This window comes from Planctomycetota bacterium (assembly GCA_038746835.1).
Taxonomy (GTDB): domain Bacteria; phylum Planctomycetota; class Phycisphaerae; order Tepidisphaerales; family Tepidisphaeraceae; genus JBCDKH01.
This window is the reverse complement of the sequence record JBCDKH010000012.1, coordinates 1-19,255: the sequence shown is the minus strand read 5'-3', so window position 1 is coordinate 19,255 and position 19,255 is coordinate 1. Positions and strand designations below refer to the sequence as shown.

Sequence of the window (19,255 nt, the reverse complement as noted above, 5' to 3'; positions counted from 1 at the left end):
ACGAGCGATCTCGCACGCCCTTACCGGACCACGCGGCCGTCATCAAATGGCACCGCAAAGACCTGCCGGCCCGTGCCGACCCGATCGGCGGCGATCAGCAGTCGGCCGTCGCTCGTGACGACGGGAGCCTCGCCTGCGATGCCGAGCGATCGGTCGTTTCTGCCGTTGGGCCGGACGACGCGTAGCTCTCGGGCACCGTCGGTCCCGCGATCCGCGACGGCCGAGTAGACGATCAGGCCGTCCGTGGTCCAGAACGGCGTTCGGGCGTCGGCGGCGGTGGTGATGCGACGGGCCGGACCCTGCGGCATGGGTGGGCCGCCTTCGCGCTCCGGGCGGAGCCGAAGGACGTACAGGTCGCTGCTGCCGGGGCGTCGGCGTTCGCTCTCGAAGACGATGGCCGAACCGTCAGGCGACCAGCTGGCTGCACCGTCGGCACCCGGTTCGCCGACGATGCGTGCCAGGACCGTGCCGTCGGCCTCGGCGAGATAGAGGTCGACGTCGCTGCGTCCCGTCGCCCGTTCGGCTGCGCGGTCGCTGGAGAAGACGAGGAACCGGCCGTCGGGCGAAAAGGCGGGCTCCCCGTCGAAGCCGCCGCCGTCGGTGATCGGGTGCCGGGCCAGGTCGACGCCCGCCCGCGGATCGCCTGCCGCGACGGATCGCTGCCAGTCGTCGGCGCGGAAGAGGTCGGCCAGCTGCTCGTACCGCACCGCAAACGCCGGCCGCGCGTCGTCGGCCAGAGGATCGATCGACGCGTCGGCCGTGCTGGCGAAGACGAGGCTCCGGCCGTCGGGCGAAAAGGCGGGCGTGGCGTTGCGGCTGCCCTGGGGCGAGACGCGGATCGGCGTGCTGCGCAGGCCCGGGCGACCCGCGTCGTCGTAGATGAGGCCGACGACGTAGAGCTGCGGGAACGTCTGACCGGGCTCGACGGCCCGGTAGATCAGGAAGTCGCCCGCGGTCGTGACGGCCGGATCGGTGGCGTCGTCGAGTAAGGCGTTGCTGGTCAAGTAGACCTTACCGAAGGCGGCAGGCGGCTCCGCCGGCGTGGCGCGTCCGTTGCCGGCGTTGTCAGGCGTGGTCGAGCACCCGGCGACGAGTGACAATGTGACCGCGAGCGCGGAAAATCGGTTGAAAAGCGGTCGAATTCGGCACATCGGCTCTTGCGGGTCAGCGTGTTGCGGCGAGACTGTGCGAAGGAGGCGGCCCTCGCCGATGCCATGCAACGGCGGGCGGATCTTGACGTCCGCGCGACGATCCTTGCATCGGCCAGTGATCGCGTCTGCGTGGAGGGACGGGAGATTCATGCCACTCGACGTCGACGTCCGCAGGCAGCTTCGTGACCTTCTCGGCGACGGACGCCTCGCCGACGACGCACGACGTCTGTGGCGACGTACCAGCACCCTCGCCGGCAAGCTGCGCGCCACCGGCCGACTCAACAACGAGCCCGACGCCGACGCCCTCGAGATCGCCTGCTGGGCTCTGCAGCTGCCGATGCGCACCGTCGACCCGGCGCAACCCGTCGGCGGACCCGGCGGCTTGGTCAATCTGCGCGACCGCTGCGAAGGGGCGACGCACCAGCTCGTCGACCACCTCGGCGAGCAACTGCCAGCCGACCTGCTCGATCGCACGGCCCGGCTGCTGCACGAAACGCCCCAGCGTCCGCCCGTGCTGGAGGAAGCCAAGCTGCTGGCCGACGCGACCAACCTGGACGACTTCGGCAGCGTCGGCCTGCTGTCAGCCGTCGCCCGGCAAGGCAGCACGAGCACCGGTGCCGGCGAGCTCGCACGCAGCTTCATCCGACGCCAGGAGTACGGCTACTGGCAGGCGAGGCTGGCGGACGGGTTTCACTTCACGCTTTGCCGCAGCATCGCCAAGCGTCGCCTCGACAACGCCCGCCGGCTGATCGACACGCTGCTGGAAGAGCTGGCGGAAGACGGCGTGGAGGACGTGCCACGTCCGCCCGGCCGCACGCCAACCATGGGTCCGTGACGCTGCTGCTGCCTCTTGCCGAAGTCGGACCGTCGCTGGCGGCGGGCATGCTGTTGGGCATCGGTGCCGCCGCCCCGCCGGGTCCCGTGAACATCGAAATCGCACGGCGCATTCCCAAGGGCGGCTGGCTCGCCGGGGCCGCCGTAGGACTCGGCGCGGTGACGGTCGACGTGGTGCTGGCTCTGGCGATGCTGGCGGGCGTGCTGTCGGCGATCGATGCGGTGCCGGTGCTCCGAACGGTCGTCGCTGTCGTCGGGGCGTGTCTGCTGCTTTGGCTTGGGTACGGCGCGATCCGATCGGGCATCGTCGGCCTGCGTGGGCGATCGAAGTCGACGGATGAGACCACCATCGCCAAAGCCTCGCCCGCGACCGGCTACGCGACCGGGCTGCTCCTGTGCTCGACCAGCCCGTACCAGGCGGCGTTCTGGCTGACGGGCGTCCCGGCGGTCCTGCGGTCGGATGCTTCCGAAGGCCGGCTCGACGAGCCAGTGGCGGTGGTCGCGGGCGTCTTCGTGGCGACGCTGGCGTGGGTGGTGACGTGGTCGACGCTCGTCACGCTCGCCTCAGCCGGGAACCGTCAACGCGGGGTCGGGATCGCGACGGACCTGATCGGTGGCGCGGTGCTTCTGAGCTTCGGTGTGCTGGTAGTCGTGAGTCTGCTGTAGCTGCAGTGGTTAGCCGCCCGCGTCAGCGGGCACGTTTGACCGGTCGGGAGCGCCCGCTGACGCGGACGGCTAACTCGCGAAATGCGCGCGGAATGGACGGTGGGTTGCGGGACGTCTTCTGGGTCATCTGGAACACGGGACGCCCCTCGTGCGTCTCAAGACAGACGCGAGGACGAAGCTGGACCGGGTCGGTTGGACCTGCCGATGCCCCTCTTTATCATCGCGACCCCGCCGCGGCGGCCGTCCTGGCTGCCTCTGCCGATCCTCGGCCACTCCGCACGACCGCTCATGCCCCGAAACTCCACCGCCGTGCCTTCGCGTCGCGTCACCCCAGGTCGCGGCGGCAGGTCGCTCGCCTTGGCCGCCGGACTGGTCGCCAGTGCGATCGTGGCGGGTTGTCAGTCGAGAGAGCCGGCTCCGTTCGACCCGGCACTGCTCCAACAGAAGCAGATCGAGGCAGCACGCAACACGACGTTCCGTCCGCTCCAGCCCGCTGACGAGCTGCCGCGGGACGATCGCGGCTTCCTGCGGAGCTCGGAAGTGACCCGCCAGGAAGTCCGACGCGGAGCCGTCGTCGACACCGGCTTCGGGCAGATCAGTGCCCCGGCCACGCGTCCGACCACCCAGCCGACGACCCAACCCGCGACGCGACCTGACACGTCGCTGCCGTCGGACGAGATGCTGGTGCCGATGCCGCTGTCGGAGGTGGTGCGGCGAGCGGCGATGAACAACTTCGACGTCACCGTCGCTGCCTACGACCCGGCGATCGAGGCGACCCGCGAGATCGAAGCCCGCGCGCGGTTCGACCCGACGTTCCAGCAACGCCTCGAAGGCCGCGTCGCCGAACAGCAGGTCGCCGGCCAGCTGATCGACCTGACGAGCATCGTCAGCGACATCCAGCGCGTCTATTCCAGCAGCACCGCGTTGACGCAGAACCTGCCCGCCGGCGGTCAGGCGTCGCTGCGATACGACATCAACTTCCTCGAGTCGCCCACGAGCTTCAACCGTGGGCTGACGCAGTTGGAGGACACGTTCGAGAGCTCGCTCACGCTTCGGATCACCCAGCCGCTGCTCCGTGACTTCGGCCGTGACGTGAACCGAGCCCGCATCACGATCGCCAGCAACGACCGGCAGATCGCGATTCTGGAGTTCCGCAACCGGCTCGAAGAGGTGCTCGTCACCGTCGAGCAGACCTATTGGCAGCTCTACGCCGCCCGGCAAGAGGTCGAGATCCAGCGCGACCTTCTCCGTCGCACCATCCGCACGGCCGACCTGATCGCCAAGCGCGAGATCCTCGACGCGACGGCCTTCCAGATTCTCCAGGCGAATCGGGATATTTCGGAGCGTCGTGCCAGCCTCATCCGTGCCGAGACGGCCGCGGTCAACCTGAGCGACCAGCTCAAGTTCCTGATGAACGACCCGGAAATGCCGGTGGCCGGGCCGACGGTTATCACGCCTGCGACGCCGCCGCTCGAGATGCCGCTCTCGTTCGACTTTGACGACGCGGTTGAGACGGGTTTGCTCTTCCGGCCTGAGATCGCGCAGCAGCTCCTGCGGGTGCGCAACGCGTCGACGGTGCTCGACGTCAGCCGGAACAACCTGCTGCCGCGGCTGGACGCAGTGGTCGAGGCCGGGTTCCAGGGGCTGGACGAAAACTACTCCGATGCCGTCGACAACCAGTTCGACTTCGACAGCACGACGTTCGCCGCGGGCTTCCAGTTCGAGATTCCGCTTGGCAACCGTGCGGCCCGGGCGATCGAGCGACGCGCCCGTCTGCAGCGTCTCCAGGCCGCAACGCAGGCGGCGCAGCTGACACAGCAGATCACGCTCGATGTTAAGCAAGCGCAGCAGAACGTCAGCGCCGCCTACTCCGCGCTTGTCCAACTCCGCAACGCCGTCGACGCTGCGGCAGAGGCGGTTCGCGTCATCGAGGCTCAGGGCGAGCAGGTCCAGCTCACGCCGCAGTTCAGCGACTTGGTCCTCCGCACGCTCGACGATCTCTCCGCCGCCCGCAGTGCGGAAGAACAAGCGCTCGCCGAATACAACGCCGCGATCGCGACCTACGAGCGGGCGAAGGGGACGCTGCTTCGGTACAACAACATCGTCCTGGACGACGCCCAGCGGGATGCGATTTTGCCTCTGAACCGTCCCGCGCTCGGGACCGGTGCGGGTGTTGCGCCGTAGCGCGGTTTCCGTGGTTGGACTGCATCGTTTCCGTGCATTGCATTATCGCACAACGACCGTTTAGCGGTGAGCGATAGCGAACCTGTCTGACCGGAAGTTCGCTACCGCTCACCGCTAAACGCGAGAACGGAACTGGCAGCATGGTGAATGCACGCTCATCGAGCGGTGACACCTTGCGACCGCAGCTGCTCGCGGAGTTCATCGAGCGATGCGACACCGTCTGGAAGCTCTGCCTCGTCCGCAATCATCTGTGGGATGCCGTCGCGAATCGGATAGCGAAGCCCGCCGACTTCTGCGACGAGGACGTCGCCCTCGCGGCGTAACGGGCTGAGCGTCACCGGGCAACGCAGCACCTCGAGCAGCGTCTCGAACTCGTCGACGTTTTGTCCCTCAGGCACGTCAGACCCTAGCCCGCGACGCGAGGTCGGCGTCCAGCCACACGGCCGCATCCGCCAGAATCAGACGCGACACCACACCCAAATCCGGACGCCCCACGCCCGCGGCGACGAGCAGCAGCTCGGCCGTCGGGATCGACTCGACTTCGCCGAGAAACGCATGCACCGCCCACGGCTGGCCCGACGCGTGGTCTGCCTGCGTCTCCGCGTGGTGAAACGCCGCCGCCTTGTTCGACGCGTGCGTCGCCTGCTCATCGCCGGTGAGCCGGGCGAAGCTTGTGACGGCATGGGTCGCGACCAGCTCGTGGTACCACCACGGCTCCGGGTTGTCGCCTGACTGCCCGTCGAACGCGAAAAACCGACCCGCGTCGTCCTGGTGCCGCACCAGGCTCCGCAACGCCGCCGCCTCGGCCGACGGGTCTCCGACGAGGTGCGAAAGATCGTCGAAGACATCGGCAACGACGCGATCCGCACCAGCGGCATCAGGACGTTGATCGAACGCGCGTGTTCTGGACTCGAATGCCAACGACTCGCCACGAAGCCGCGCCGCCAATGCCTGCGCGTAGCGAGCCAGCGCGGCGTAGACCGGACGACGGTGTCCCGCTTCGTCGGCATCATCGGCGGATTCGCTCGTCGGACTCGTCACGCCCTCGATCGCATCGCACAACGCAAGGCCGGCGAACAGCCCGTCGCGTCGCGTCGGACGACCCCGGCAGGCGGCGTCTTTGACGATGGCGGTGTACCGATCGACGGCGGCGGACATGAGATCAACTTATGTCGAGCCATCGGCAGCAGCTTCACCGATTTTCCCGCACAAAACCGAAGACCGACGCTCCAACGAATCGTGACTTTCGATACCATCGAGGTCCCCTGTTCGGGTGTCTAACACCCGACAGCCCGCCAGGCGGTCTTGCGGGTGGCGTGGAGGATGTGCTTCGGAGACCCACCATGGCGAACGCCCCATTGCGTCAACCGGCCCGCGGTCGAAGTCCGATGCCGATGATGCTCGAACCGCTTCAAGCGGCTGAAAGCGTCGTCGACGCACTCAATCACGCGATGGACCTCGATGGCCCGCCGCGCGAACGCGTGCTGACCTTGCTCCGCGACTTCCAACGCCTCCTCACCGGCCGCTCCGAGGTCTACGACATGCAGCTGATCCTTCACGATCAGCTCAAGCGAAAGGAAGGCCCGTGGATCGTCGAGCGCATCCCGACTGGGCCGATCCTCGATCGCATCGAGCCGCGACCCGACAGCGAGCCCCAGGCCGTCATCGACTCGGCCGCTCCGGTCGTGCGGATGATCATTCCTGAGGCGATCCAACACCTGCGCAGGCCACGCGTCTTCATCGTCAGCGAAGACCTGCCAGTGACCTACCGCGGCTGGTGGGAGCGCGAGATCGTCGACAAGTTCCTCAAGCCGTACGGCTGGACCGACCTCATGATCGCCGTCTGGGCCGCCGGACCTGACAGCATGCTCGGTCTAACCAGCTACGGCCGCCAGGGCATGCCACGATTCACGCAGGAACAGAAACGCCTCAGCTCGCTCATGCTCCGTGCGGCCGCACCGATGCTCTATCGCGAGTTTTTCGACGCCAACTTCGCCGACGCGCCCGCCGAGCCGCCGCCAGGCAAACCTGCCGGCAACTCGGCCCATTGGGATCCGCTCTTCGGGCACGAGCTGTCCGAACGCCAACGCGATGTGCTGCGGCTGCTCCTGCGCGGCCACAGCGAAAAAGAGGCGGCCGCAGAACTCGGCGTCAGCGCGCACACGGTGCACACGCACGTCAAACGCCTCTACGCCGAGTTCGACGTCAGCAGCCGCGGCGAACTCCTGGCCCTCTTCGTCGACCGACGCCTGCTCGACGCGGCGTGACCTACGCCGGCAACGCAGCCGGCGCGCCGTGTGGCAGCGTGACGAAGCCGCCGAAGTCGGCTTGGCGCAGCACATCAGCGAGTTCCGCCCACGGCACGTCGCCCTCGCCAAGCTTGCAAGCGCGCTGACGAACGCCGTGACCCTGCGCGTCGCTGCCGACGACGTGCAGCAACGGTGGCGTCAGCGCGACCACGCTCGCCACGTCGTGCGACAGCGCGTCGAGACTCGACGCCGGGTCCAGCTCGCGTCCGAACAGCCGGCAGTCGACCGCCGACAGCAGCGCCGAAAGGTCGTCGTCGCTCGCCAACGTCGTGCCGAACGCGACGGGCAACGTCAGACGATCTGCATGGGTGGCGACGACGCGAAGAGCTTCCTCGGCCAACGCGACGTGATCGGCGTCGGCGGGCTTCGAGGGCTCGCTGACGTCGCCCTGGCCGAACTTCGCGATCTCGTCGGCCCCGGGCAGAATCAGCAGGCCGGCGTCGGGTGCCTTGGCTTTCGGCGCGGGCGTCGTGGTCGGCCGACTCGGAACCTGCCCGAGATCGCACGCGACGCACGCAAACCCACAGTCGCGTGCGGCCGTCAGCGATTTCGCAAGCTCGTCCACGAATCGGTCGACGTCGCACGTCTCCGACAGGCCGCGACCGCTCACGCGATGCCGGAGGACGCCAGCCTGAAGTCCGTGCTTGGAGAGCGTCGCCCGAAGCTCACGCCGGGCCGAGGCCGAGTCGAGACCAGCGATGGCGCTCGCTTCGACCGACAGCGCATCAAACTGTCGTCGTCCCGCCGCCTCGGCTGAGGAACGCAGATCGCGTCCGCTTTCCATCGCGAGCCGCAGCTTGCCGTCGCGTCGTGCGTGCATCTAAGAAAAGGTAGGTTGCGGCACTCTTGGACGTGCCGCATCCGAGTCGGGTCTCTGCCGCATACCATCCGTCGTGCCCTCGCTGCCCCAGGTTCGCATCAAGAGCAAGCGGCGCACGGACCCGCAGGCCGTGCCCGTGGCCACGTTCGGCCCGCGCGAACTCGAGGTCGAGGCCGCACTCGAACGCCTTCGCCCGGCCGTCCGCGAAGATGGTGGCGACATCGAACTCGTTCGCATCGACGACGACACGGTCACCATCCGCTTCCTCGGTGCCTGCGTCGGCTGCCCGAGCAGCGAGATGACACTCCGCGATGGCGTCGAGCGGCACCTCATCGCCGCCGTCGACGGCATCAAGCACGTCGTGGCCGTGGAGGAGTGACGCGTTGCCCGTCGACGCCGAAGCCTGGATGCGTCTGGCCCTCGCCGAGGCGGACGCGGCCGAGCGTGAAGGCGACGTGCCCGTCGGGTGCGTCGTCCTCGACGAGAACGGCACCGTCATCGGCCGCGGTCGAAATCGTCGCGAGCAGGATGAGGATCCGTCCGCCCACGCCGAGATCGTCGCCATGCGTCAGGCGTCGGCCGCTGTCGGCTCGTGGCGGTTGGTCGGCTGCACGCTGGTCGTGACGCTGGAACCGTGCGTCATGTGTGCCGGGGCGATCGTCAACGCCCGCGTGCCACACGTCGTCTATGGCTGCCACGACCCCAAAGCCGGCGCGGCGGGCAGCCTGATGAACCTCATCGACGACCCGCGGCTCAACCACCAGGCCACCATCACGTCCGGCGTGCTTGAAGACGAGTGCGCCGAACGCCTGCGAGCCTTCTTCCGCAAGCAGCGGAGCCTCGGGAAGAAGTAAGAGACGACTCCTAGTCGCTCTGCGACCAGTCGTCGCCGCTCTTGCTCCAGGCTCTGCGGATCTGCGGCTGCTCCTTCAAGACCAGCATCTCGACCTCTTCCGGATTCAGCACCAGCATTTCGAACGTCGACGGCATCGGCGTGTCGGCGGTGACTTTCGTCGGCTCACCCTCTGCAAGCTCCCAGCCGTTGCCAAGGCCCTTGAAGATGGCCCGGCTCTCGTCGCTGATTTTGGACCACCACGTCTGCCGCATGTAGTCGTCCATCTCTGCCCCGACGACGACGGCATGGCCGCGAACGCGGAACTGCGTGCGCTGACTCTCGAGCCAGAAGACGACTTCGGCGTCCGGCCGCTCGCGGAGGTGTTGGTCCTTGCGCGTGCGGCGATCGCTGACGAAGATGAGCTGCCCGTCCTCGGTCACTTCGCGGCAGTACATGCACCGGGCCATCGGCTTCATCTGCCCGTCGACGGTGGCCAGGACGCACAGGTGCGGCCCGTCGCCCTCGTGGGAAAGGCCGTTGGTCAGGGCGGCGGTCCAGTTGGCGTCTTGCATGTCCGAAGTGTCGACAGGACCCTTCGGCAAGGCAAGTCGACCGGGGTGATGGTGCGCTAAGTCGCAGCGTCGCGTCTGCACTGTCGCACCTGCTGCACGTGCGAGTGACGCTTCGTTGATTAGTTTCTGTTGAGCGATGTTGACGCAAACCCCTGAAGTGCAGCCGGCCGCTCCTGCTGCACCGTCGCACAAGAACCGCTGGCTCATCGCCGCAAGCGGTGTCGGCATCCACATCTGCATCGGCAGCGTCTACGCGTACAGCGTCATGACCCAGCCGGTCAGCGAAGTGCTCGGGGCTGAGTCAGACGCGGTGAAGGTCAGCTTCAGCATCGCCATCGCCTTCGTCGGCATCTCGGCGGCGTTTCTGGGGCACTTTGTCGAGAAGCACGGGCCACGCGCAGCCGGCAGGCTCTCGGCGACGTGTTTCGGGCTCGGCCTGATCGGGGCGGGCGTCGCGGTGCAGCTGCAGTCGCTGTGGCTCTTCTACCTGACGTACGGCGTGCTCGGTGGCATCGGGCTCGGCGTCGGGTACATCACGCCCGTCAGCACACTCGTCAAGTGGTTCCCCGACAAGCGCGGCCTCGCGACGGGCCTGGCGATCATGGGCTTCGGCTTCGCCTCGATGATCGCCGCGCCGGTCATGGCCAACCTGTTCCAGGCAGACGGCTCCGGCGAGTCGGCGGCGGTCTACTCGGCGTGGAGCGTGTCGCGGACGTTCTTCCTGCTCGGCGGCGTCTACGCGGTCGTGATGCTCCTCTCCGCGCAGTACCTCAGTCCGCCGCCCGCCGGATATCAGCCACGCGGCTTCGACCCGGACGCCGCTGGTGGCAGCAAGCCTGCTCGTCGCGACCTCGCCCAGTTGACTGCCAACCAAGCCCTCGGGACAAGGCGGTTTTACTACATGTGGGTGATGCTGTTCATCAACGTCACCTGCGGTATCGCAATCATCAGCATCGCCTCGCCGATGGTCGAGACGATGATCGACCTCGACCCGATCGCGGCCGGGACGCTCGTGGGTATCTTGGGCATCTTCAACGGCTTGGGCCGCATCGGCTGGGCGTCTGCCAGCGACTACCTCGGCAGGGCGCTGACGTTCAGTCTGTTCTTCGTCATCCAGATCGTCGCCTTCGTGCTGCTGGCGAACGTGACGAGCACGCTCGTCTTCCAAGTCCTGCTGTGCCTCGTGCTGACGTGCTACGGCGGCGGCTTCGCGACGCTGCCGGCGTTTCTGGGCGACCTGTTTGGCACCAGGCAGCTCGGGGCCATCCACGGCTACACGCTCACCGCCTGGGCGGCGGCCGGCATCGCCGGGCCGAGCATGATCATCCCGGCCGTCGGCTGGCTCGCGGGCGAAGCCGGGACATCAAGCTACTACTCGGCCGTGCTGTACATCCTGGCCGGTCTGTTCGTGGTCGCGTTCGTCGTCTCGCTGCTCATGGCGGCCGACATCCGCAGCAAGCGACGACTGTTGGATCCAGCCTGAACAGCACTGTTGTCCGAGCCAGTAGTCCCTGCGTCAATGTGCCCCAGGTGGCTTGATGTCGCAGGCGATGCTGATCCGACAACCTCGTCTCAACGATAAACTGAGTACAGAGACGAAAAGAGAGTGAAATGGACAACAAACGCACCAAGGTTCAGCCGGCTTTCATGAACGACGAACACCGCGCCGCCTGGCGCGACTTCCAGGGCGGAGCCTGGCTCGACGAGATCGACGTCCGCGGCTTCGTCCAAGCCAACTTCACGCCCTACGCCGGCAGCGACACCTTCCTCGAAGGGCCCACACCGCGGACGACCGACCTGTGGAACCGGCTCGGTGAGCTCTTCAAGGAAGAACGCCAGCGCGGCGTCCTCGACGTCAGCCAGATCCCGTCGAGCATCACCGCCCACGAGCCGGGCTACATCGACAAGGACAACGAACTCATCGTTGGCCTGCAGACCGACGCACCGCTCAAACGAGCCATCTTCCCCAATGGTGGTTGGCGCATGGTCGAGGGCGGGTTGAAGGCCTTCGGCTTCGAGCCCGATCCGAAGCTCCGCGAGATCTTCACCAAGTACCGCAAGACGCACAACGACGGCGTCTTCGACGTCTACACGCCCGAGATCCGCAAGGCACGCAGCAGCCACATCGTGACGGGCCTGCCCGACGCCTACGGCCGCGGTCGCATCATCGGCGACTATCGCCGCGTCGCGCTCTACGGGGTGAATCGACTGATCGAGGTCAAGGAGCAAGAGAAGGCCGAGCTCGACAGGCAGCACAGCACCGAGTCGGTCATTCGCGATCGCGAAGAGGTGGCCGAGCAGATCAAGGCGCTCGGCGAACTCAAGCAGATGGCCGCCAACTACGGCTTCGACATCGGCAAGGCCGCGACCACCGCAAAGGAGGCCGTGCAGTGGCTCTACTTCGCCTACCTCGCGGCGGTGAAAGAGCAGAACGGCGCGGCGATGAGCCTCGGCCGGACGAGCACGTTCCTCGACGTCTACTTCGAGCGCGACCTGCGCGAAGGCGCGCTGACGGAAGCCGAGGCGCAAGAGATCGTCGACGACTTCGTGATGAAGCTCCGGATCGTGCGGTTCCTCCGAACGCCGGAGTACGACGCCCTGTTCAGTGGCGACCCGACCTGGGTCACGGAGGCGCTCGGCGGCGTCGCCGCTGACGGGCGACCCCTCGTCACCAAGACCAGCTTCCGCTACCTGCACACGCTCTACAACCTCGGCCCGGCACCGGAGCCGAACATGACCGTCTTCTGGTCCAAGGACTTGCCGGACGGCTTCAAGAAATTCTGTGCCAAGGTCAGCGTCGACACCAGCAGCGTTCAGTACGAAAACGACGACTTGCTCCGCGAAAGCCGCGGCGACGACGCGGCCATCGCCTGCTGCGTCAGCGGCATGGCCGTCGGCAAGGAGATGCAGCTCTTCGGGGCGCGCGTCAATCTCGCCAAGTGCCTCCTCTATGCCATCAACGGCGGGCGCGACGAGCTGACGGGCAAGCAGGTCATGCCCGCCTTCGCGCCGATCGAAGGCGATGTGCTCGACGAAAAGGCCGTGCTTGAGCGGTTCGACAAGGCGATGGACTGGCTGGCCGGCGTGTACGTGAACGCGATGAACTGCATTCACTACATGCACGACAAGTACGCCTACGAGCGCGTCGAGATGGCCCTGCACGATTACAACCCGAAGCGGACCATGGCCTTCGGCATCGCGGGTCTGTCGGTCGTCGCCGACTCGCTGAGCGCGATCAAGCACGCGACCGTCAAGGCCAAGCGCGACGCGACCGGACTCGTGACCGACTACGAGATCGAGGGCGACTTCCCGACCTATGGCAACAACGACGACCGGGCCGACGATATCGCCGCGTGGCTCATGGGTCAGTTCATGAGCAAGCTGCGGAAGCACCCGACTTACCGCGACGCGACGCACACGCAGAGCGTTCTGACGATCACGAGCAACGTTGTCTACGGCAAGGCCACCGGCTCCACACCCGACGGTCGCAAGGCGGGCGAGCCGTTCGCGCCCGGTGCCAACCCGATGCACGGCCGCGACGCTGAGGGGTACATCGCGAGTGCCTTGTCCGTCGCCAAGCTGCCGTACGCCGAGGCGCAGGACGGCATCAGCTTGACCAACACAGTCCTGCCGTCAGCCCTCGGCAGCAACAAGGACGACCAGGTCGCCAACCTGGCCGGCTGCCTCGACGGCTACTTCGGCTCGGGCGGGTTCCACATGAACGTCAACGTGCTCGACCGCGAAACACTCCTCGACGCGATGGCCAATCCGGAGAACTACCCACAGCTCACCGTCCGCGTCAGCGGCTACGCAGTGAACTTCGTGAAGCTCACGCCCGAGCAACAACAGGACGTCGTCGACCGGACGTTCCACGAGAAGCTGTGATGGCCGGACGTGTGCCGAATTGACTCACCCCTTTTTCAATGCAAATCGGCCGAAATATCCGATACTACAGAAGTCGCGAACCTGTGAGGTCTGCGGGCCTGGTCCTGAAGCAATCTTTCAATCGGCAGCCCACTCGGCAGCCAAACTTCGCTTGTCAGTGATCCCGACCCGCGACCCCACAGGGTCGCGTTTTCTTTTGCGCTCGATCCATGCCCTGCCCGGTTCCACTGCTCCAGGAACGCCCGTCGCGATCGTCGACACGGCTGCCGATCTTCGACGCGGTCGCCGGGGACGACGATCGACAGAGGCGGCAGGCCGGCGAAGTTGGTTTTGTCCACTCGACGGAGAACGCATCGGCCGTCGACGGACCAGGTCTGCGGTTCGTCGTCTGGACAACCGGTTGCCTGATGCGGTGCCAGTACTGCCACAACCCCGACACGTGGCGTCGCGGCGGCGGGACGCAGCGGAGCGTCGACAGCGTCCTTGGTGACGTGGAGAAGTTTGCCCCGTTCCTGAAGTCGGCCGGGGGCGGGATGACCGTCAGCGGCGGCGAACCGCTCGTTCAGGCGGCTTTCGCAAGGAAGCTGCTCCGCGGCGGGAAGGCGCTCGGCCTGCACACGGCGCTCGACACCAACGGCTACCTCGGCGATCGCCTGAGCGACGACGACCTCGACGACATCGACCTGTTCTTGCTGGACCTCAAGAGCTTCCTGCCCGAGCTGCACAAGCAAGTCACCGGCATCGATGTCGAGCCGATCTTGCAGTTCGCCCGTCGACTTAGCGACAGCGGTCGCCCGATGTGGTTGCGGCTGGTCCTCGTGCCAGGTCTCACGGACGGCGAAGACAACCTCCGTGGTTGGGGCGAATTTGCCGAGTCGCTCTCGAACGTCGAGCGAGTCGAAGTGCTGCCGTTCCACCAGATGGGTCGGCACAAGTGGCAGGAGCTGGGTGTGGCCTACCCACTCGAAACGACGCCGCCCTGCCCACCCGAGCGGGCGGACGAGGTACGGCGTTTCTTCCGAGAACTCGGCCTGCCGGTTGTTTAGTTCGACCGGCGACGACGAAGGGCGAGCAGACCCACCAGTGCGGGAGCGACGAGCGTCGGCTCGGGGACCGTGACCGCCCAGGCGTCCATGAGTGCGAAGGCGGACGCGTTGGACGAGCTGCCGAAGTTCGCCCGCAAGATGCCGAAGTCGGCCAGGTCGACGTTCATGTCGCCGTTGAAGTCACCGGTGGCAAAGGTGCCGTTGGTTGAGCCGAAGTTGGCCCGAAGGATGCCGAAGTCAGCCAGGTCGACGGTGCCGTCGCCGTTGGCGTCGCCGGGGAAAAGATCGCCCAGGACGCGGAGGACGAGCGAGTCGAGGCCGACGTCCAGGTCGAACATGAGGCTCGAGTCGGAGGTCGCGTTGACGACGGACGAGAACGCACCGCTGATCGAGTTGAAGGTGAAGATCTCGAAGACATCGCCGATGGACGGGACGAAGCCGTCGCCGTCGGTGATGGTCAGCGTTCCGCCGAGCGCGAGGTCGCCGAGGATCTCGAGTCGGTCGAACTCGCCGACGCTCAGGCCTTCGAGTTCGATTTCGAGGTCGTTCGCTTCGCCGAAGGTGACGTCGCCCTCGAACTCGACGACGCCGGGACTGTTACCGGGTGCGTACCCGCCGGCGAAGATCGCCTGGCCTGGCCCGAAGAAGTTGCCCGGTCCGCTGACGAGGTCTTCGAACTGGACGTTGCCGACGAGCGTGGTGTCGCCAGTTGTCTCGAACTCGCCGTCAACAACCTTGGTGCCGCTGGGGGTGATGAAGGTGACGGCACCGGCGTTGATCGTCCGACCGGCCGAGTAGCCGCCGACGAGCGTGAGCTCCGAACCGGCCTGAACGATGACGTCGTTGGCGACTTCGAGGTTTTGGTCTTGTGTGAGCGTCGCGGTTGAGCCGAACAGGCCGTTGCTGCCGACGATGAGGTTGCTGTTTGTCAGGGCGAAGGTACCGCGGTCGAAGTCGATCTGGTCGAAGCCACTCGTGCCGATCGAGCCGACTTCGAACCGGCCGCCGTTGATGCGGAAGCCACCGCCGAGGACGGCCAAGCCTTCAACGCCGAACGTCTGGCCGTCGACGATCGTCGCGTCTTCGCCGAGCACCGCTTCGATGGTGGTGGGAGAGAGTGTCGTGCCTGTCGCGTTCGTGAAGCGGACCGCGCCGCTGTTGAAGTTCAACGTGCCGCCGGAAAGGGTCAGGCTGTCAAACTCCAGCGAGCCGCCGTTGACGCTGACGGTGCCGTTTTGCCGGAGGCTGAGCGGGCCTTCGACGTCGACGGTGCCGTTTTCTTCGACATTGAGCAGGCCGAAGCCGCTGGCGGTGTTCGGGCCGACGAAGAGGGTGCTGCCGATGGTCCAGGAAGCGGGCGCGCCGGTGCCGCCGATGGTGGCTGTGCCGCGGTCGTTGTTGAAGCGTCCGACGAAGCCGAGGTTGCCGGTTTCGACGCGGCCGCCGTCACGGACGAACAGGTCGCCGTCACTGTTGACGCTGGCGGTGGCAGAGACGGAGAAGTCGCCGCCGGTCTGGAAGAGCGAGCCGGCATCTTCGACGATGAGCGACGCGTTGCCGTTGTTCTCCGCGGCGATCTCGGCGAAGTCGTCGATCAGAATCCGCCCGCCGTTCGAGACGACGACGTCTGCAACCGTTCCGGGATCGACCGCGACGTTCATCGATGTCCCTTCGATCGTCCCGCCGTCGACGGTCAGAAGCGTGTTGCTGTTGTCCTGCTCGGAGACGTTGACGGCACCCGACGATCGAAGCAGGCCACCGTCTTCGACAAGAACCGTGGTCGGAGAGGCACTGCTGCCGCCAAAGTGGCCGAGGATGACACGGTTGGTGCCGGCGTAGTCGAGCGTGCTGCCGGCACCGCTGATGGTGAGGCTCGAGCCGTCGCTGTTCCCTTCGTCGGCGACGATAAAGAAGCCACTGCCGCCGCTGCTGGTGACGGTCGCCCCGCCGTCGATGGTCAGGCTACCAAGGCCGGTGTCGCCGACGATGAAGGTGCCGTCGATGTCGGCGGTGGTCGTGTTGCCGGAGACGGTCATCGTGCCGTCGGCGAGGCTGCCGTCGCCGAGGAAGACGCCGTTGGCGGTGAAGCTGGCACCGTCGCTGACGCCGAGCGTTCCCGTCCCGCCGAAGCCGACCAGGACGAAATCGCCGTTACCGTCGAAGGTCGAGCCGTTGCCCGTCACGTCGATGGCACCGACGGCGTCGACGCCCCAGCCGACGATGACACGTCCACCGCTGGTGAAGCTGCCGCCACTGGCGACGTTGATGGTGCCGACGCCGCCGGTGTCGTTGCTCGATCCGCCGACCCAGACCTCGGCCACGCCGGTCGTCGCAACACTGCCGCCCGAGGAGATGTTGATGGTCCCCTCGCCGCCCGGATCGTCCCCGAGCGTGACTGCGACGCCGGACGCTTGCGTGAAGGTGGCGGTCGCGTTGTTCTGAACATTGATGACGCCGACCGACGGATCGCCGCTGTTGCGGTTGCCTGCGAACATTTCCGTGGCGGTGACGCTCGTTCCGACGCCGTCGACCGTGAGTGTGCCGTTCGCGCCGGGCAACGCACCGACTTGGATGTCGGTCGCCGTGACGGTGCTGCCGTTGAGGACTTCCATCGTGCCGGCGGACTGGCTGCCGACGCGGATGTTGTTGCCGACGTTGACGGTGCCGCCGTCGACGATCATCGCGTTGGTGAACGTGTTGCCGACGCCCTCGCCGATGTAGAGGTCTCGCGCGATCACCGTGCCGCCGCCGACGCTGTTGTTGGCGAGGTCGCGTCCGACGAGGAGTGTCCCGTCGCCATCGTTGCCGACGAGAAGGAAGCGGTCGGCCTGAAGCGTGCCGGTGCCGACGACCGAGGCAACGCCTTGTGCGCTGGCGAGGAAGCCGATCTGAACGTCCCCGTTGCCGGTGGCGATATCGCTGCTGCTGAAGCGGGCACGCGCCAGGCCGCCATCGCTGACCACGAGCCGGCCGTTTCCGGATGAACCAACTTCGACTCGCCAGCCGGTTAGCTCTGATCCCGCCCCGGAAACGAAGGCCGCGCCATTGGCACCGTCGGCGACGCCGATGATGGCTTGCGGCGAGGTGCCGTCGGTCAGGATGACCCGGCCGCCGTTGGTGACGTTCAAGAAACCGTCGCCGGTGTTACCGATGAGCAGGTCTTCGGTTTCGACGAAGCTGCCCACGCCGTCGACGTTCAGCGTGCCGGTCGAGCCGACGCCGTCGCCCACACGGATGTCGCCCGCACCGGTCGTCGTCGTGCCCATGGTCGCACCGTCGAGGACGTTGAGCGTGCCGGTGCCCGTGCCGAAGCCGATGGCGAAGAGGTTCGTGTTGAGGTTGAGCGTCGCTTCGAGTCGGCTGCCGGTGCCGCTGACGGTCATCACGCCGACGCCGTCCTGATCTTCAAGCCCGCCGACGCGGAAGGCGCGGGCGTTGATAACCGAGCCACTGTCGACCAGCAGCGTGCCGAAGCCGTCGCCGGCGACGCTGAAGTTCTGCTGGCTGTTCCAGACCGCACCGTTCGAGAGATTGACGAAGACGCCCGAGTCCAGGTCGGTCGCGAGCAGGTCGTCGATGAGCGGAAAGCCGGTGCTGGTCAGCACGCCGCCTGCGGCACCAGTCAGCTCCCACTGGCCGCTGGTGAAGTTGACGTTGGCGGCGTTGCTGGTGGCACCGAGGATGATGGTCTCGAGCCCGAGGCCGATGTCGCGTCCGAGGAAGACGTTGTCGGTCGAGTCCGGCGTCTGGGCCGGGGTCCAGTTGGTGGCGGTGTCCCAGAAGTTGAGCGGACCAGCGTTGCCCTGCCAGGTGAGATCGTCCGCGTGGGTGACGGCGGGCATCGCCGCGACGACGGCAGCAGCGAGGACGGACTGAATGTGACGACGTTTCATGGCGATCTCCTCGACCGGTGGGTGGTTGGCTTGATGCGACCTGGAGCCCATGCCCCGGGGTCTCCAACCAGTCGCGTCGAATGCGGACGAGGACTGCCAGAAAAATCTCAACGGGTGGCCGAACGACCAAATCGCGGACACATGGAGGCCACCCCAGCGTGAACAAACGCTAATCGGCTTCTGCAGCACTGGGCTGCGTCGCGGGTACGTCAAACAAGTCGGGGTGCATCTGACGCAGCTCGGTCAGCATGACTTGGGCTTGCTCGAAAGCGCCGCGAGGCGTGTGCGGCTTCTCAGGACCCATCGCGATGATCTCACGCGAGACGTCACGCACCTCCTCGAAACGCCCGGCATTCCACAGCACCATCGAGTACGGAGCTGCCCCGTGGACGAAGTTGCGGTCGCGCGTCAGTTCGAACAGTCGTCGAAGGTCGGACAAGATCTCGTCGACTTGCTCCGGCGGCGCGTCACGCGTTTCGTAAATGGCTCGCAGCAGCAGGTAGCTGGTCTGCGAGTTCAACCACGGCGACTGATGCGGCTCGAAGGCCTTGTCGATCATAGGGATCAACTCTTTGTAGATTTCTAGCGCCCGGAACCACTCACCCGACCGCGCGAGCAGGTTGGCATGCAGGTGATTCAACTGCAGCATCGACCGTGACGTGCCCATCGGAATGTCGGCGATGAGCTCGTAGCCGAGCGTGAGGAACTCCGGGAACTCCTGGCGAAGCTCCGGATTCTGCTCATTGGCAAACTCGAGGATACCGTCGGCGTAGTTGAGCATCAATCGGCTCAGGTTCTCTCGCGCCGCGACACTTCTCGGCGACGTTGCCTCCATGCGGCGTTGGGCGTCGAGGGCGAGCTCACGCATGCCTTCGAGGTCGCCGGGTGCTCTGCGACGAAGCCGCGAGTCGCTCAGCGTCAGGCGAGCGTTCCGCAGAATCTCCTCGTCCCTCGGCAGGCCGACGGTCTCGCCGCGCCGGACGACTTCGCTGGCGTGCTCGATCGCCTTGTCGTGCTCTCGCAGGTATCGCAGCACGCCGGCAAACTGTTCGTGACTGCG

At 66.5% G+C, this 19,255-nt stretch carries 16 protein-coding genes; 9 read left to right on the top strand and 7 right to left on the bottom strand.

All coding sequences use genetic code 11. From position 1 onward, the window contains the following. Positions 1 to 20: 20 nt before the first annotated feature. Positions 21 to 1,301, bottom strand: a complete 1,281-nt coding sequence (locus AAGI46_02720; protein ID MEM1011117.1) for a hypothetical protein — start codon at positions 1,299 to 1,301, stop codon at positions 21 to 23. Here AAGI46_02720 and AAGI46_02715 point away from each other — a divergent pair. The 3 genes from AAGI46_02715 to AAGI46_02705 all read left to right on the top strand — a co-directional run bounded on the left by AAGI46_02715 (position 1,300) and on the right by AAGI46_02705 (position 4,835). Further along, a complete protein-coding gene (locus AAGI46_02715; GenBank protein MEM1011116.1) occupies positions 1,300 to 1,986 on the top strand; it encodes a hypothetical protein in 687 nt (228 codons plus the stop codon). The two genes, AAGI46_02720 and AAGI46_02715, sit on opposite strands and share 2 nt — an antisense overlap. After that, complete coding sequence (locus tag AAGI46_02710; GenBank protein MEM1011115.1) at positions 1,983 to 2,651, top strand: LysE family translocator; 669 nt, start codon at positions 1,983 to 1,985, stop codon at positions 2,649 to 2,651. The genes AAGI46_02715 and AAGI46_02710 overlap by 4 nt, the downstream gene beginning before the upstream one ends. 288 nt (positions 2,652 to 2,939) lie before the next feature. Continuing rightward, positions 2,940 to 4,835 (top strand): TolC family protein, encoded by a 1,896-nt coding sequence (locus tag AAGI46_02705; GenBank protein ID MEM1011114.1) that lies wholly within the window; start codon positions 2,940 to 2,942, stop codon positions 4,833 to 4,835. A gap of 155 nt (positions 4,836 to 4,990) precedes the next feature. Here the strand turns inward: AAGI46_02705 and AAGI46_02700 are convergent, their stop codons facing one another. Then, entirely contained in the window at positions 4,991 to 5,233 is a 243-nt protein-coding gene (locus AAGI46_02700; GenBank protein MEM1011113.1) for a Trm112 family protein, read from the bottom strand. Position 5,234: 1 nt separating this feature from the next. Then, the gene (locus tag AAGI46_02695; protein ID MEM1011112.1) at positions 5,235 to 5,993 is read right to left on the bottom strand and encodes a hypothetical protein; all 759 of its coding nucleotides are present in this window, start codon (positions 5,991 to 5,993) and stop codon (positions 5,235 to 5,237) included. Between the two features lie 239 nt (positions 5,994 to 6,232). On the opposite strand from AAGI46_02695, the gene AAGI46_02690 reads away from it, so the two are divergent. Further along, the gene (locus AAGI46_02690; protein MEM1011111.1) at positions 6,233 to 7,102 is read left to right on the top strand and encodes a helix-turn-helix transcriptional regulator; all 870 of its coding nucleotides are present in this window, start codon (positions 6,233 to 6,235) and stop codon (positions 7,100 to 7,102) included. A gap of 1 nt (position 7,103) precedes the next feature. Here AAGI46_02690 and AAGI46_02685 read toward each other — a convergent pair whose 3' ends face one another. Continuing rightward, positions 7,104 to 7,964, bottom strand: coding sequence for a TIM barrel protein (locus tag AAGI46_02685; protein MEM1011110.1), 861 nt, complete (start codon positions 7,962 to 7,964; stop codon positions 7,104 to 7,106). Between the two features lie 73 nt (positions 7,965 to 8,037). Here AAGI46_02685 and AAGI46_02680 point away from each other — a divergent pair, with 73 nt between their 5' ends. Both AAGI46_02680 and tadA read left to right on the top strand, forming a co-directional pair. Next, the gene (locus AAGI46_02680; protein ID MEM1011109.1) at positions 8,038 to 8,343 is read left to right on the top strand and encodes a NifU family protein; all 306 of its coding nucleotides are present in this window, start codon (positions 8,038 to 8,040) and stop codon (positions 8,341 to 8,343) included. 4 nt (positions 8,344 to 8,347) lie between these two features. After that, a complete protein-coding gene (gene tadA, locus AAGI46_02675) occupies positions 8,348 to 8,818 on the top strand; it encodes a tRNA adenosine(34) deaminase TadA (protein MEM1011108.1) in 471 nt (156 codons plus the stop codon). A gap of 10 nt (positions 8,819 to 8,828) precedes the next feature. On the opposite strand, the gene AAGI46_02670 is transcribed toward tadA, so the two are convergent. Continuing rightward, positions 8,829 to 9,371, bottom strand: a complete 543-nt coding sequence (locus AAGI46_02670; protein ID MEM1011107.1) for a pyridoxamine 5'-phosphate oxidase family protein — start codon at positions 9,369 to 9,371, stop codon at positions 8,829 to 8,831. A 136-nt stretch (positions 9,372 to 9,507) separates the two neighbouring features. Here AAGI46_02670 and AAGI46_02665 point away from each other — a divergent pair, with 136 nt between their 5' ends. From AAGI46_02665 to pflA, 3 genes are all read left to right on the top strand, one after another. Then, on the top strand, positions 9,508 to 10,854 hold the full coding sequence (locus tag AAGI46_02665; GenBank protein ID MEM1011106.1) for an OFA family MFS transporter: 1,347 nt from the start codon (positions 9,508 to 9,510) through the stop codon (positions 10,852 to 10,854). Between the two features lie 128 nt (positions 10,855 to 10,982). Next, on the top strand, positions 10,983 to 13,256 hold the full coding sequence (gene pflB / locus AAGI46_02660) for a formate C-acetyltransferase (GenBank protein ID MEM1011105.1): 2,274 nt from the start codon (positions 10,983 to 10,985) through the stop codon (positions 13,254 to 13,256). 209 nt (positions 13,257 to 13,465) lie between these two features. Continuing rightward, the gene (pflA, locus tag AAGI46_02655; GenBank protein MEM1011104.1) at positions 13,466 to 14,302 is read left to right on the top strand and encodes a pyruvate formate-lyase-activating protein; all 837 of its coding nucleotides are present in this window, start codon (positions 13,466 to 13,468) and stop codon (positions 14,300 to 14,302) included. Here the strand turns inward: pflA and AAGI46_02650 are convergent. After that, positions 14,299 to 18,195, bottom strand: a complete 3,897-nt coding sequence (locus AAGI46_02650; protein ID MEM1011103.1) for a hypothetical protein — start codon at positions 18,193 to 18,195, stop codon at positions 14,299 to 14,301. The genes pflA and AAGI46_02650 overlap by 4 nt on opposite strands. 169 nt (positions 18,196 to 18,364) lie before the next feature. After that, positions 18,365 to 19,255 (bottom strand): hypothetical protein (locus tag AAGI46_02645; protein MEM1011102.1); only part of this gene is annotated, 891 nt, incomplete at its 5' end.

Bases quoted from the DNA above. Each gene is read 5' to 3' on its own strand.
- AAGI46_02715 (MEM1011116.1), top strand. From the start codon at position 1,300: ATGCCACTCGACGTCGACGTCCGCAGGCAGCTTCGTGACCTTCTCGGC.
- AAGI46_02720 (MEM1011117.1), bottom strand. From the start codon at position 1,301: ATGAATCTCCCGTCCCTCCACGCAGACGCGATCACTGGCCGATGCAAG.
- AAGI46_02705 (MEM1011114.1), top strand. From the start codon at position 2,940: ATGCCCCGAAACTCCACCGCCGTGCCTTCGCGTCGCGTCACCCCAGGT.
- AAGI46_02695 (MEM1011112.1), bottom strand. From the start codon at position 5,993: ATGTCCGCCGCCGTCGATCGGTACACCGCCATCGTCAAAGACGCCGCC.
- AAGI46_02690 (MEM1011111.1), top strand. From the start codon at position 6,233: ATGCTCGAACCGCTTCAAGCGGCTGAAAGCGTCGTCGACGCACTCAAT.
- AAGI46_02685 (MEM1011110.1), bottom strand. From the start codon at position 7,964: ATGCACGCACGACGCGACGGCAAGCTGCGGCTCGCGATGGAAAGCGGA.
- AAGI46_02670 (MEM1011107.1), bottom strand. From the start codon at position 9,371: ATGCAAGACGCCAACTGGACCGCCGCCCTGACCAACGGCCTTTCCCAC.
- AAGI46_02665 (MEM1011106.1), top strand. From the start codon at position 9,508: ATGTTGACGCAAACCCCTGAAGTGCAGCCGGCCGCTCCTGCTGCACCG.
- pflB (MEM1011105.1), top strand. From the start codon at position 10,983: ATGGACAACAAACGCACCAAGGTTCAGCCGGCTTTCATGAACGACGAA.
- pflA (MEM1011104.1), top strand. From the start codon at position 13,466: ATGCCCTGCCCGGTTCCACTGCTCCAGGAACGCCCGTCGCGATCGTCG.
- AAGI46_02650 (MEM1011103.1), bottom strand. From the start codon at position 18,195: ATGAAACGTCGTCACATTCAGTCCGTCCTCGCTGCTGCCGTCGTCGCG.